This is a genomic window from Micromonospora sp. WMMD737, assembly GCF_049179055.1.
GTDB lineage: Bacteria > Actinomycetota > Actinomycetes > Mycobacteriales > Micromonosporaceae > Micromonospora > Micromonospora reichwaldensis.
In genome coordinates this window covers 4824572-4838094 of sequence record NZ_JBMHMH010000001.1, presented here as the reverse complement: position 1 = coordinate 4838094, position 13523 = coordinate 4824572, and the positions used below count along the sequence as shown (strand labels likewise).

12 protein-coding genes and 1 pseudogene are annotated in these 13523 nt (G+C 73.7%); 2 read left to right on the top strand and 11 right to left on the bottom strand.

What is annotated here, in order from left to right; all coding sequences use genetic code 11:
- Nucleotides 1–139: 139 nt before the first annotated feature.
- The 7 genes and pseudogenes from ACN27A_RS21255 to ACN27A_RS21225 form a co-directional block, all read right to left on the bottom strand.
- Nucleotides 140–691: pseudogene (locus ACN27A_RS21255) on the bottom strand (flavin reductase family protein); the annotation flags it as partial.
- 98 nt (nt 692–789) lie between these two features.
- Nucleotides 790–1197: a protease complex subunit PrcB family protein gene (locus ACN27A_RS21250; RefSeq protein WP_421456189.1), complete on the bottom strand. Its 408-nt coding sequence runs from the start codon at nt 1195–1197 to the stop codon at nt 790–792.
- A 119-nt stretch (nt 1198–1316) separates the two neighbouring features.
- Complete coding sequence (locus tag ACN27A_RS21245; protein ID WP_421456187.1) at nt 1317–1811, bottom strand: SRPBCC family protein; 495 nt, start codon at nt 1809–1811, stop codon at nt 1317–1319.
- Between the two features lie 23 nt (nt 1812–1834).
- Nucleotides 1835–3535, bottom strand: coding sequence for an ABC transporter permease (locus ACN27A_RS21240; protein WP_421456184.1), 1701 nt, complete (start codon nt 3533–3535; stop codon nt 1835–1837).
- Entirely contained in the window at nt 3520–4284 is a 765-nt protein-coding gene (locus ACN27A_RS21235) for an ABC transporter ATP-binding protein (protein WP_311409885.1), read from the bottom strand. Before ACN27A_RS21235 ends, ACN27A_RS21240 begins: the two co-directional genes overlap by 16 nt.
- A 154-nt stretch (nt 4285–4438) precedes the next feature.
- A complete protein-coding gene (locus ACN27A_RS21230) occupies nt 4439–6079 on the bottom strand; it encodes a cation acetate symporter (RefSeq protein ID WP_421456180.1) in 1641 nt (546 codons plus the stop codon).
- Between the two features lies 1 nt (nt 6080).
- Nucleotides 6081–6470, bottom strand: coding sequence for a hypothetical protein (locus tag ACN27A_RS21225; protein WP_421458554.1), 390 nt, complete (start codon nt 6468–6470; stop codon nt 6081–6083).
- 301 nt (nt 6471–6771) lie between these two features.
- Between ACN27A_RS21225 and ACN27A_RS21220 the strand changes: the two genes are divergently transcribed.
- Nucleotides 6772–7293, top strand: a complete 522-nt coding sequence (locus ACN27A_RS21220; protein ID WP_421456176.1) for an RNA polymerase sigma factor — start codon at nt 6772–6774, stop codon at nt 7291–7293.
- Nucleotides 7280–8512, top strand: coding sequence for a hypothetical protein (locus tag ACN27A_RS21215; RefSeq protein ID WP_421456173.1), 1233 nt, complete (start codon nt 7280–7282; stop codon nt 8510–8512). The genes ACN27A_RS21220 and ACN27A_RS21215 overlap by 14 nt, the downstream gene beginning before the upstream one ends.
- Before the next feature lie 56 nt (nt 8513–8568).
- Here the strand turns inward: ACN27A_RS21215 and ACN27A_RS21210 are convergent, their stop codons facing one another.
- From ACN27A_RS21210 to ACN27A_RS21195, 4 genes are all read right to left on the bottom strand, one after another.
- Nucleotides 8569–9231 carry a DUF5701 family protein gene (locus ACN27A_RS21210; protein WP_421456171.1) on the bottom strand — a complete coding sequence of 221 codons (663 nt, stop codon included), beginning with the start codon at nt 9229–9231 and terminating at the stop codon, nt 8569–8571.
- A gap of 568 nt (nt 9232–9799) precedes the next feature.
- Nucleotides 9800–10561 (bottom strand): LytR/AlgR family response regulator transcription factor, encoded by a 762-nt coding sequence (locus ACN27A_RS21205; protein WP_421458553.1) that lies wholly within the window; start codon nt 10559–10561, stop codon nt 9800–9802.
- Nucleotides 10562–10578: 17 nt separating this feature from the next.
- The gene (locus tag ACN27A_RS21200) at nt 10579–11829 is read right to left on the bottom strand and encodes a sensor histidine kinase (protein ID WP_421456168.1); all 1251 of its coding nucleotides are present in this window, start codon (nt 11827–11829) and stop codon (nt 10579–10581) included.
- 39 nt (nt 11830–11868) lie between these two features.
- Nucleotides 11869–13440 carry a sugar transferase gene (locus tag ACN27A_RS21195; protein WP_421458552.1) on the bottom strand — a complete coding sequence of 524 codons (1572 nt, stop codon included), beginning with the start codon at nt 13438–13440 and terminating at the stop codon, nt 11869–11871.
- Between the last annotated feature and the right edge of the window lie 83 nt (nt 13441–13523).

Here is a 13523-nt window from a genome sequence, read left to right as displayed (position 1 = left end):
CCCGCCACGGAAGGGCGAGATCGACGCCGGTCGGCGGCTGCGCCGAACGGCACGGTGGCTGCGCCGAGTGACGCAGCTCACTCCGTTCACCGGTAGCGGGTGTCGCCCGGGTGGGCCGGACGGTCGCCGGTGACGGTCGTCAGGTCAGCTCGCGGTAGCGGCCCCGGTAGTGCAGCAGCGGGTCCGTCTCCCCGGTCAGCTCGACGGCCTCGATGGTGGCCTCCACCAGCAGGCCCCAGCCGTACTCGCGGGCGGAGTCGAGCCGGCACCCCGCCCAGCCACCCGCGTCGGCCGGCACCGGGCCGTAGGGGGTGTCGGTCCACGCGCCGGTGGCGAACAGGCCGCCGGGGGACGGGAAGAGGCCCGCGAACCGGTCGGCGAGCTGCCGGTGCGCCGGGCCGAGCGGGGCCACCGCGAAGCGGCCGGCTGACTCGACCGCCGCCCACAGGTCGGACTCCGGGTCGACCAGGCCGAGCAGCCGGTCCGGCTCGCCCTCCGCGACCAGCGTGGAGGAGACCGTCAGGCCCGCCGGCTCCGGCGCCGTCCAGAGCGTCACCGGCGACGCCAGCCGACCCCGCAACCGGCGTACGGGCGAGCGTTGGTCGGCGGGCACGGCGAACGGGTCGATGTGGTGGATCTCGGCGCCCGGCTCATGATTCACGTGAAACATTGTGCGGCCTGCCCCGCCCCGACGGGCCCGGATGTGGCCCCTGGCGTCGACGGACGGCGCTGTTGTCGGCGATGCGGTGCGGTGCGTGCCGCCCTTCCGCGGTCCTCCGTGCCACCGGATCACATGATCTCAGCGGGCTTGATGTGCAGGTTCAGCAGCATGTCCTCGAAGGCCTCGGGGCCGAATCGTGCCGCCACTATGTGCACCGGTGAACAGACCATGTCCAGTGTTGCCATGCCCACGGGGCGACTCTCGACGCCCGTCACCACCAGGGTCGTCTCCCGCACGGTCACGTCCTCGATCGTGACGTCGTAGCCCAGCACGGGGCGGGTCCCTACCGAGAGGATGATGACCGTCTCACGTGCGAGGTCGACCAGCGGCGGTGGCGGGACAGGCTGCACTCCCCGATTGACCGATGCCCAGTGCTGCGCCCACGACCCTGATCGGCGGATCAGAAACAGGCCGTAACCCGAGCTGGCACCGGATGCCTGCCCGTGGTACAGGGTGCGGAAGTTCGCGCGGCTCACCCGCCGACCCTACCGGCATCGACCCTCGGCGCAGCTGGTTGAGATCTTGGAGGTTCTGCGCCCTTCCGAGGGCCGCACCCCGCCAAGATCCCGGCGGGGTGCGCGTACCGCGGGAGGGGTCAGTCGTCGGCGGTGAGTGACCGGCGGGCGGCGGCCAGCACCTCGGGGTCCGTGCAGCCGGCGGCGTACCCGGCGATCCGGCGGCGGATGTCGCGGCCGAGCAGCCAGGAGCCGATCCGGTCCGCGACCGGGCGGAGGAACGCGGGCCGGCAGCGGAAGCTGTACCGCCAGGTGGCGACGGTGTGGCCGGGCTCCGGGGCGGGCGCGAACCGCCAACCGCCGGCGAACATCTCGAAGAACCACGGCCCGCGGACCATCTTCATCCCGACGTGGCTGGGCGGGGCCCAGGAGACGTACTCGCTGACCATCACCAGGCCGTGCCGGGACCGGGTGAAGGTCCGCACCCCCTTGCCGGGCCGGGTCGCCCCGTCGGTGAAGTGCTGCTCCCGCACGAACGGGTCCCACCGGTAGCGCACGGGCGCCGTGGTCTGGGAGACCGCGAAGGCCAGCTCGGGTGGGACCGGCACGGTGATCACCGCTTCGACGACGGGCATCAGGCCATTGTCCTGTCCGATCGTCAGCGGCGCGGGGTCACCGTGGCGAGCAGTTCCGGCATCCGGCGGTCCAGCACGTCGCCGGCCAGGTACGCGCCGAGCAGCGCCGCCCCCAGGCCGTACGCGGCCCCGAGCGGCAGGGCCAGCCAGAGCCACACGTCGCCGAGCAGCCCGGCGGCCACCACCATCGGCACCGCCGCCACCGCGGTGGCGAGCATCGCCAGCAGGGTGAGGAAGCTCTTCGCGATCCCGGCACCGGTGTTCAACGCGAACGGGTTGCTCGTCTCCGGCAGCGAGTACGCCCCGAGTACCGAGACGAAGCAGTTCACCGCCAACCCCGCGCCGTAGGTGCCGAACAGCGTGCCCGCCATCAGCCCGATCCAGCCGGGTTCGCCGACGACCACCGCGACGACCACGGAGATCACCGCCAGCATCGGCAGCACGTAGAGCGAGAACGCGGCCATCCGGGCGCGCAGCTCCTGCTGGCCGGAGACGCCCGCGACCACGTTCGCCGCGTACGCGCTGCCGTCGAAGCCGAACTGGTTGGCCAGGGTGACGGCGGCGAGCAGCCCGACGAAGAGCATCGACAGGCTGGACAGCACCGGGGACGCGTCGGAGCTGGGCGTGAACCCCTCCGCGCCGTCGATCGTGAAGCCCGAGCCGCCCAGGTTGACCATGACCGGCACGAAGAGACCGACGACCGCGACGGTGATCAGGTTGGCCCGGCGTCGGGCGTCCCGCCACCAGTAGCGGGCCTCCCGGGCGACGAGGGCGCCGAACCGGTCCCGCCGGGCCCAGCCGAGGGCCCTCGGGAAGAGCTGGGCGACCGCCCCGCCGGTCGTACCACGCTGGGCGCGGGCCGGCCCGGCGCTGGCCGCGCCCACCATCGCGGACTCCAGCGAGCGGGACCACCAGGCCAGCAGCGCCACGATCGTCGCCGCGGTGATCAGCAGCTTCACCGGCGCGGCCCAGACGCGGCCCTCGGCCACGTCGATGCCGGCCGTCCAGGGAGCGCCGAACGGGGTCCAGGCGACCACCTCGGCCACCCCCTGGAGGCGGTCCCAGTCGGCGTCGGAGAGGGCGGCGATGCCCAGGAGCTGCAACGGCCCGAGCAGCGCGGCGAGTACGGCGAGCAGCACGGCGGCCAGGTCGCGGACCCGGCGGGACCGCAGCGCGGTGGCGAAGGCGCTGGTCACCGCGCGGGCCGCGGCGACGCAGAGCAGCAGCCCGCCGACCACCCCGACGAAGGCGACCGCCGCGGCAGACCAGCCACCCAGCGCCCCGGCGGTGACCACCAGCCCGCACAGGGCCAGCAGCACCGAGATCGTGGGGACGCTGACGAAGGCGGCGGCGAAGAGCCCGGTGACGAGCGTGCGGCGGGGCAGCGGCAGCAGCGCGAACCTCGCCGGGTCCAGCGTCTCGTCCACCCCGAAGAAGACCAGCGGCAACAGCAGCCAGCCGAGCACCGTCAGGCCGCCCCCGAAGGCGGCCACCATCAGCGCGTAGCGGCTCTCGTCGGCCAGGCCGGGCGCGGCGAAGAGGAAGAAGCCGGTGCCGGCGAACCAGAGCCCGAGCACCGCGCCGCCCACGAAGAGGGCGACCCGCCAGCCCTGACCCCGGAAGTTGTTGCCCATCACGCGCAGCTTGAGCCGGACGAAGTGCCGGGCGGAGACCCGCCGGGCGGGCCGGGCGGAGACGGTCGGTCCGGTCACTGCGACAGCCACGCCAACTCCTCGCCGGTCGCCGTACGGCCGCCGACCACCTCGACGAAGACCTGCTCCAGCGAGCGGCCGCCGCGCACCTCGTCGATGGGACCGACCCGCTTGATGGTGCCGGCCGCCAGGATCGCCACGTGCGAGCAGAGCCGCTCGACGACCTCCATCACGTGGCTGGAGAAGACGACGGTGCCGCCCCCGGTCACGTACCGGTGCAGGATGTCCCGGATCAGCGCGGCCGAGACCGGGTCGACCGCCTCGAACGGTTCGTCCAGCACCAGCAGCCGGGGCCCGTGCAGCAGCGCGCAGGCCAGGCCGATCTTCTTCTTCATGCCCGCCGAGTAGTCGACGACCAGCGTCCGGCCGGCGTCGCCGAGCGCGAGCACGTCCAGCAGCTCCGCCGCCCGCTGGTCGACCACCGCCGGGTCCATGCCCCGCAGCAGACCGTGGTACGCGAGCAGCTCCGCGCCGCTGAGCCGGTCGAAGAGCCGTACGCCGTCGGGCATCACGCCGAGCAGCTGCTTCGCCCGTACCGGGTCGGCCCAGACGTCGTGCCCGAGCACCCGGGCGCCCCCGGCGTCCGGCCGGAGCAGCCCGACCGCCATCGACAGGGTGGTGGTCTTCCCCGCGCCGTTCGGGCCGAGCAGGCCGTAGAACGACCCGGCCGGCACGTCGAGGTCGACACCGGCGACGGCGACCTTGCCGTCGAAGTGTTTCGCCAGGCCACGCAGGGAGAGCGCCGGGTGCTCAGCAGTCATGCGTCGACCGTATCCGGCCCGGACCAGCGGCTGCTCCGGCCGCAGGATGATCCCCGGTCATCCCCGAGTCGTACCCGTCCGCGCCGCTGAACGCCCGGCCCGCCTGTCAGGAAGGGCCCCTTCCGCTACCGCAGGCGTTGACAGGGGGCCCTCCTTACAGCCGCAGCGCCTCCGGGGCGTGCAGGCGGAGCATGGTGGCGCCGATGTCGGCCGGCGCCCGGCGGCGGGTCGCCATCGAGACCGCCACCATCACGGTGAAGGCGAGCGGCACCGTCCAGGCGGCCGGCTGGGCGGTGAGCGTGGCCGGCCAGCCGGACAGCGGCGGGCCGAGCACCGTGACCAGCACCGCCCCGACCGCCGCGCCGCCGCCGACCAGGATCCCGGCGGCGGCACCGAGGTCGGTCAGCCCGCGCCACCAGATGCCGAGCACCAGCAGCGGGCAGAAGCTGGACGCGGCGACCGCGAAGGCCAGCCCGACCACCTGCGACACGTCCAGCCCGGCGAGGTTGAGCGCGAGGACCGTCGGCACGGCCCCGGCGATCACCGTGGCGAGCCGGAAGCCGCGTACCGAGCCGCGCCCCAGCACGTCCGTCGAGATCACCCCGGCGACGCTGGTGAGCAGCCCCGACGAGGTGGAGAGGAAGGCCGCGAACGCGCCGGCCGCGACCAGCGCGGCGAGCAGCCGGCCGGCGGTGCCGTCGCCGAGCGCCGCGCCGGGCAGGAGCACCACCACCGCGTCGGTCTGCCCGCTGAGCAGCAGCTGCGGGGTGTAGATCCGGCCGAGCACCCCGTAGATGGTGGGCAGCAGGTAGAACGCGCCGACCAGGGCGAGCACCACCAGCGTGGTGCGGCGGGCGGCGGCGCCGTCGGGGTTGGTGTAGAAGCGGACCAGCACGTGCGGCAGGCCCATCGTGCCGAGGAACGTGGCCAGGATCAGCGAGTACGTGGCGAACAGCCCCCGGTCGTCGTCCCCGGCGCCGCTGGGCAGCAGCCAGTCGGCGGCGTCGGTGGCGACCCCGGACACCTCCGGCACCGGGTCGCCGGCGGCGAAGGAGAGCTCGTCGCCGGGGCGTACCTCCTGGATCCGGCCGTCGGGGAGGGTGAGGGTCGCGCGGTGCTCGACCACGACGGTGGTCGCGGTCCGGAACGTCGGCCCGTCTGGCGGGGTCACCGCCGGGCGGGCGTCGGCCTGCCACTGCAACGCCAGGAAGATCGCCGGTACGGCCAGCGCGGTCAGCTTCAGCCAGTACTGGAAGGCCTGCACGAAGGTGATCGCGCGCATGCCGCCGAGCGCGACGTTCGCGGTGACCACCACGGCCACCAGCAGGGCCCCCAACGGGTACGGCGAGCCGGTCACCGTGGCCAGCGTCAGCCCTGCCCCCTGGAGCTGCGGCACGAGGTAGAGCCAGCCGATGAAGATCACGAAGACGGTGGCGAGGGTACGCAGCCGGCGCGACCCGAGCCGCAGCTCACAGAAGTCCGGCAGCGTGAACGCGCCGGAGCGGCGCAGCGGCGCGGCCACGAAGAGCAGCAGCGCGAGGTACCCGGCGGCGAAGCCGACGGGATACCAGAGCACGTCGACGCCGTACTTGAGGATCAGCCCGGCGACCCCGAGGAAGCTCGCCGCCGACAGGTACTCCCCGCCGATGGCGGCGGCGTTCCAGGTGGGGCTGATCGCCCGCGAGGCGACCAGGAAGTCGGAGGTGGTCCGCGCCAGCCGCAGCCCGTAGAAGCCGATGCCGACGGTGACCAGGGTGACCGCCACGATCGCCGGTACGACGAAGCCGTTGCCCACCTCAGCGCTCCGGCCGCTGGACCAGGTCGGTGAAGTCCTGCTCGTTGCGTTCCGCCAGCCGCACGTACGCCCACCCGACAGCGATCAGGAACGGGAACGACGCCACCCCGAGCAGCAGCCAGGGCAGGTTGACGCCGAGCACGGTGACCCGGCCGACGGCGGGCGCGACGGCGAAGAGCCACGGCAGCCCGCCGAGCCCGATCGCCACCACCAGGGAGAGCCGCAGGGCCAGCGCGAACTGGGCCCGGACCAGCCCCCGTACGAGCGCGTCGCCGACCCGGGTCTGCTGGGCCAGCTCGGCGCGGGTGCGTTCCGCGCGGTCCTCGCGGCGGGACACCTCGGCCAGCACGATCCGCGTCCGGGGCTGGGCGACCGGGGCGTGCGGCGGCACCCCGGGCCGACCCGCGTGCTCGGGCGACCCGGACCCGCCCGCGTGCTCGGGCGTCCCGGACCCGCCCTGCCGGGGCGCGGGTAAGGGATCGTCGGCAGCGGCCACCCCGGCAGTCTCGCCCGATCGCCGCGATTGTCAAGGGCCTGCCGGCGTCGTGCCCAGCGCGGACCGTGCTGTCCACACCAGGGCTGTGGACAACCTGTGGAGAACGGGTCACCCCTGTGGATAACTCTGTGGGAACCGCGTCGCCGGAACCTTCTTCGCCGCCGGGGAGTGGGAGAGATGGAGAAGGGAGGTGACGGTGTCCGACGGTGATCCGATCTCGGAGGTGTACGCCGGTTGTTTCCGCCGGCTCGTGGTCCAGCTCTACGCGATGACCGGCGACCTCAACGAGGCGCAGGAGGCGGTTCAGGAGGCATTCACCAGGGCGCTGGCCACACCCCGGCGCTTCGCCCGGCTCGAGAACCCGGAGGCGTGGCTGCGCCGGGTCGCGGTGAACGTGGCGCGCAGCCGGTACCGGCGAAGGCGGGTGCTCGACGGACTGCTGCGCCGGATCGGCCCGCCACCGGTAGTCGCCGACACCGCGCTGGAGCACCTGGCCCTGCTCACGGCCCTCCGGGAGTTGCCCGCCGGGCAGCGGCACGCGCTCGCCCTGCACTACCTGGTCGACCTACCGGTGGACGAGGTGGCGGCGACGCTCGGCGTCTCCGCCGGCACCGTCAAGTCCCGCCTGTCTCGGGGCCGGCAGGCGCTGGCGGCGCTGCTCACCGACTCCGACGCCACCGACAGCACGCAGACCGGGAGGATCGATGTCCGATCGTGAGTTCACCGGGTTCGTCGTCGAGACCGTCGCCGACGCCGTTCGCCAGCCCCCGCTCGGCGACCTCCGGCGGGCGGCCCGGGGCCGACGGTGCCGATGGGCGACCGGGGCCGGGCTGGCCGTGGTGGTTGCCCTCGCGGGGGTGGCCCTCGTCCCGTCCGTGCGCGATCCGGGCGGCGGGGACTGGGCCGCCCCGGACCCGTCCGAGCAGCCGATCGAGGGGGTGGTCAGCGAGCTTTTCCTGCTCGCTGAGCGGGTCGCGGTCGGCGTCGAGGTACGGGATCCCTGCCGGATCAGCTTCACGGCCACCGAGGACGCCGGCCGGACCTGGTCGCCGTGGCGGACGGCCGCGTACGACGGTGCCTGCGTCACCACCCCCGACGCGGACGGGTTCGGGGTGTCCGATGTCCGGTACAGCGTGCTGGACCAGCGGACCTATCTGGTGAGCGTTGACGGCCAGGCGGTCCTCTCGACGGACGGCGGCCGGACGTGGCGGGACGTCGAGTCGGCGGTGATCGACGTGCCGGCGTTCCCGGCGCGGGCGCGGCCGGTGACCTGCCAGACCGGCTGCGGGGCGATGAAGCGACCGCTCGCGGTCGAGCCCGGCACCGGCAGGGTCTACCGGCTCAAGAACCTGCCCGCGACCCACGCGCGGGTCAGCATGGACCGGAGCGGCGACGGGGCGCTCTGGTTCGTGCAGTCGTCCCCCGAGTACGGGGGCGCCGCTCATGTCGCACACAGCGTTGACCGGGGTGCCACCTGGATCTCGTCGCAGGTGCCGGAGGGCGTGACGGCCGTGGCGCTCGCGGCGGTCAGCGGCCAGGAGGCGTACTTGTTGACCGAGCCCCGGCCAGCGAGCGGGAACGGCCCACCGACCGGCTCGTCCCGGTTGCTGCACACGACGGACGCCGGCCTGTCCTGGACCGACGTCGGGACCGACCTCCCCGCCAATTCCATTCTGCGGCCGTTCACGATCGGCCGGGACGGGATTCTCCTCGTCGGTGAACCGTTCGCGGGCGGTGCCACCGGGTACGTCTGGGTCAGCCGGGACGGCGGCCGGCACTTCACCCGGAGCGAGCGGTCCGGCACCGAGGGGACCGTCGGGGTGGCACCGGGCCTGATCTGGCTCGGCGGCCGTGACGTGCTGAACCTGCCAGCGACCGCTCATGTCCAGGTGAGTGCCGACGGGGAGACGTGGAGCCGGCTGCCGCTGCCCCGGTGACCGACGCGCGGCGGCACGTCGGTGCGGCCTGGCATGTCCCGGCCGCACCGACATCCTCAGCCCAGGCCGACGCGCTCGGGACGGGCGGAGGCGGAGCCGAGCCAGGTGTGCGGGTTGCCGTACCAGCACCAGCCGAGCTTCGGCGCGTTCTGGCTGATCCAGAGCGCGGGCACCCGCTTGTCGCCGCAGCGGGAGCCGACCAGCGAGAAGCACTTGTTCTTCGCCAGCGCCTCCGGGTACAGGGTGACGAAGGCGAGCCCCTCGTCGATGGTGAGCGGCAGCCGGTCCTGGCCGGTGATCACCTCCATGGCGGCGGCGGGCGCCAGGTTCAGCGTCTCCTCGCCCCGGTCGACGTCGAAGAGCAGGTACGCCGGCCCGGCCGGCACCTCCAGCTCCTTGATCGGGTCGAACTTCGGCAGGTCACCCTCGGCGTAGTGCCGGTCGACGATCCCCGGCTTCCGCTTGCCGGCGAGGGTCGTCAGCGCGACGCGCTCCTCCACCGGCACCAGGTCGCGGGTGACCACCAGGAGGAAGGGCACCCGCCCCTCGGTCGGGGCGGGCAGGTCGGCCGCCCCGGCGACGGCCGCCGCGCGCAGCGGCGCGACCAGGTCACGGAAGGCGTCCTCGGTCAGCTCGGCCAGGGTCGGGTAGCCCAGCTCCACCAGCCGGTCGAGCTGGCGGTCGAATTCGGTCGCGGCGTCGAACAAGGCGGCCTCCAATTGTCGTACGGAGTACCGTACAGCGTACGACCGTGCGTGCGTATTCCCGTTGGCGAAAGATTTCCGAGGGAGGGGCGCGAGCGCTGGGAGCCGGGGCGAGGGTAAGGCCTCGGCTGCGCTGTCGAGCTGCCCCATCCATAGGACCGGCCCGTGAACCACGGGACGGCCCCACAAGGGGGACGGCCCCACAAGGGGGACGGCCCCACACGGGGGACGGCCCCACACGGGGGACGGCCCCACACGGGGGACGGCCCCAGGCGGGACGGCCTACCGCGGGACGGCCTACCGCGGGACGGCCGCGTCTTGGGCAGGCCGCCTCATGGGCAGGCCCCCGTGGTGTCCTCCGGTCGCACAGATGGGGCAGCTCGACAGTGTCCACTGGGTCACCTGCCAGCCGCCCCCTCGCCCGAGCGGAGGTGTGGAAGCCGCTTTCCGGCGGTGGGGCCGCCGCCCGTGAGAGGTTGTCGGCGTTGGTGGTGCGGGCGTTGGAGGCGGTGGATCGAGGTTTCCGCCAGGCCGCGCGCGTCCGTCGGCGGCGAGCCGCAGCGATGCCCGCCGACGGGGTGGGTCAGCGGCTCCAGTCCTGCTTCGCCGCGCGGACCAGCTTGTCCTTCAGCTCGCGGGTGTGCCGGCGGCTGACCGGCAGTTCCGCCGAGTCGACCACCACGACGTAGCCGGAGTTGACCAGCCGCAGCTCGGCGATCAGCTTGAGCTGCACCAGGTAGGACCGGTGGATGCGGACGAACCCGGCGTCCGCCCAGCGCTCCGCGAGCGTCGCCAGGGACACCCGGACCAGGTGCGAGCCGTCGGCGGTGTGCAGGCGGGCGTAGTCGCCCTGCGCCTCCACCCAGCGCACCGCCGAGCGGGGCAGCATCCGCGTCGTGCCGGCCAGCTCGACGGGGATGGTCGGATCCTCCTCCGCGCGGGCGAGGGCCGCCGGGTGCGACGGCACCACCCGCGAGCCGATCACCCGGCGCAGCGACTCGGCGAGGCGCTCGGCGCGTACGGGCTTGCGGACGTAGTCGGTGGCGCCCAGGTCGAACGCGTCCACCGCCCCGTCGTCGTACGCGGTGACGAAGACGATCGCCGGTGGCCGGGCGAAGCGGCGCAGCACCCGGGCCAGCTCCATGCCGTCCAAACCGGGCATCCGGATGTCGAGGAAGACCACGTCCACGTCGCCGTCGCGGAGCACCCGCAGCGCCTCCGTCGCGTCCCCCGCCGTGTGCAGCCGGGCCACCCGGGGGTCGGCCCGCAGGTGGTACGCCAACTCGTCCAGCGCCGGTGGCTCGTCGTCGACCGCCAGCACCCGCAGGAACCCGGCCGCCCCCACCTCCACGGCACGCTCGATCACGAGCCGGCCCGTACGCCGGGATGGAACTTCGGCACCCGCATGCTCACCTTCGTACCCGAGCCGAGGCCCGTCTCGACGACCAGGCCGAAGCCGTCCCCGAAGACCGACCGGAGCCGCTCGTCGACGTTGGAGAGCCCGACGTGCTGGCCCGGGTCGTCCCCCACGCCGGCCAGCGCGGCGTCGCCCGGGTCCCCGGCGGCGCCGGCCAGCTCGGCGATGCCGGCGGTCAGCGTGCTCGGATCCATCCCCACTCCGTCGTCCTCCACGGTGATGTGGCACTCGGTGCCCGCGTCCCGGGCCTCGATGCTCACCATGCCCGTGCCCGGCTTGCGGGACAACCCGTGCCGGACGGCGTTCTCCACCAGCGGTTGCAGGCAGAGGAACGGCAGCGTCACGGGCAGCACCTCCGGGGCGATCTGGAGGCGCACCTGGAGCCGGTCGCCGAACCGGGCCCGCTCGATGGTCAGGTAGCGGTCGATCGAGCGCAGCTCCTCGGCCAGCGTGGTGAACTCGCCGTGCGCCCGGAACGAGTACCGCGTGAACTCGGCGAACTCCAGGATCAGCTCCCGGGCCCGGTCCGGGTCGGTGCGGACGAACGAGCCGATCGCGGTCAGCGCGTTGTAGATGAAGTGCGGGCTGATCTGCGCGCGCAGAGCGCGTACCTCGGCGCGGGCCAGCCGCTCCCGCGAGGAGTCCAGCTCGGCCAGGGCGAGTTGGTTGCCGGCCCAGTGTGCCGTCTCCAGGGTGGCCTGCACGAGGCCCGGCTCCGGCTGGCCGTCGGCGACCGCGACCAGCACCCCGACCCTGCGCCCGTCCGCACCGGTCAGCGGGGCGACGACCGCGCCGCGTACCGGGCAGTCGACCCGGTCGCAGTGCAGCTCCGGCTCGCCGAGGACGGTCGAGCGGCCCGTCGCCACCGCCCGCCGGGCCGCCGCGACCAGTTGCGCGTGGTGGTGCCCGCCCCGCCCGTCGAGGGCGAGCAGGCTCTCCCGGTCCGTCAGCGCCAGCCCGGCCGCGCCCACCAGCGCCCGCAGATGGCGTACGGCCTTCGCCGCGTTCGCGGTGCTCAGGCCCGCGCGCAGCGGCTCGGCGGCCAGCCCGGCGGTGTGCAGCACCTCGTACGTGGCCCGCTGGGTGGCCGTGGCGATGCCCCGCCGCGCGCGCAGCCGGACCACCGCGAACAGGGCCGCACCCAGCGCGGCGAGCAGCGAGACGACGCCGAAGACGCCCGAGAGGTTGCCACCCACGCAGCGATCCTGGCCCCTGCCGGCCCGCACGCCAAGGGGTCAGTACGCGCCCTTGCGAGCGAGCACCACCCCGACGGTGCGCCACAGGATGCTCAGGTCGTACGCCAGCGACCAGTTGTCGACGTAGTAGAGGTCGAGCCGGACCGCCTCGTCCCAGGACAGGTCGGAACGGCCGGAAACCTGCCACAGCCCGGTCATGCCCGGCCGGACCAGCAGGCGGCGGCGCACGTCGCCGAGGAAGTCGCCGTCGTCGGCGGGCAGCGGGCGCGGCCCGACCAGCGACATCTCGCCCTTCAACACGTTGATCAACTGCGGCAGCTCGTCCAGCGAGGAGGCGCGCAGGAAGCGGCCCACGGGGAAGACCCGGGGATCCTCCTTCATCTTGAACAGCATGCCGTCGGTTTCGTTCCGGTCGACCAGGCTGGCCAGCCGGTCCTCCGCGTTCACGTACATGGTGCGGAACTTCCAGACCCGGAAGGTGCGGCCCTCGTGGCCCACCCGGGGCTGGCGGAAGAAGACCGGGCCCGGGTCGGAGATCCGGATCCCGATCGCGATGAACAGGAAGACCGGGACCAGCAGCAGCAGGCCGAACCCGGCGGCCACCCGGTCCATCAGGTTCTTGGCCAGCAGCGCCGGCCCGGAGAGCGTCGGCTCCTCGACGTGCAGCAGCGGCAGGCCCTCGATCGGCCGGATGTGCACCCGGGGGCCGGCGATGTCGGTCAGCTGCGGGGCGACGACCAGGTCGACGCCCGAGCCCTCCAGCTGCCAGGCCAGCCGGCGCAGCTCGCCCGGCTCGGAGCTCGCCGAGCCGCAGACCGCGATCGTGTCGCCGCCGACCTCCCGGACGAGGGCGAGGACGTCGCGCCCCGCGTACACCGGGACCGGGGTCTCGATGCCCTTGGCCGCCGCGTAGCCGTCGGTGATGTGGATGGCGACCGGCATCAGCCCGGCGGCCGGGTTGCGGGTGACCGCCGTGTAGACCTCCAGGCACTCCGGCAGGGTGCCGATCAGCACCATCCGGTGACCCGCCTGGCTGATGTTGCGCCGGACCACGTGCAGCACGAAGCGGCAGAGCATCCGGTTCAGCAGGATCAGCAGCAGCGCCGCGAGCAGGGCGGTGCCGACCGTGTAGCGGGACAGGTCGGTCTTGGTGGCGAAGGCGAGGAAGGACACCGTCGCGGCGACGGCGACGCCGGCCCGGATCACCCGCTTGTACTCGTCGGGGCCCAGGCCGAGGTAGCGCCGGTCGTAGGCCCGGTTGGCCCAGAGGCTGACGAGCCAGCCGAGCGGCAGGAGCCCGAACGCCACCGTGTGGAACCACGTCGGGTCCTGCTCGGCGTTGTAGAAGCCCGCCCGCGACTGGTCGAACGTCTCGATGGCGATCAGGCTGGCGACCGCGGCGGCTGCGAAGTCGAGCAGCAGCAGGAGCGTGATGTAGGGGCGGTGCCAGCGGGACACGCGACGGCGGGCCCGAGCCCACGCGGACCGGGGTACGCCGTTGTGGGACGGCGGTGCCGGCGGCTGGATCTCGAAGCTGTCGACGTGCCGCACGAGTTTGCTCCGGCCTGTGTTGGTTACCGGGCGCTGGAGGCTTGTCGTCACCTCACCCATGTCCTCCCGCATGACACGAGCCGCTCACTCACCGTGAGGGCCCGGTCGCCCACCGTCCCAGTCTCCCACGCGGCGCCGACCCG

Coding starts and splice junctions, on each gene's coding strand:
- ACN27A_RS21245 (WP_421456187.1), bottom strand. CDS start 1,811: ATGCCCGTCGTCGAAGCGGTGATCACCGTGCCGGTCCCACCCGAGCTG.
- ACN27A_RS21235 (WP_311409885.1), bottom strand. CDS start 4,284: ATGACTGCTGAGCACCCGGCGCTCTCCCTGCGTGGCCTGGCGAAACAC.
- ACN27A_RS21215 (WP_421456173.1), top strand. CDS start 7,280: ATGTCCGATCGTGAGTTCACCGGGTTCGTCGTCGAGACCGTCGCCGAC.
- ACN27A_RS21195 (WP_421458552.1), bottom strand. CDS start 13,440: ATGGGTGAGGTGACGACAAGCCTCCAGCGCCCGGTAACCAACACAGGC.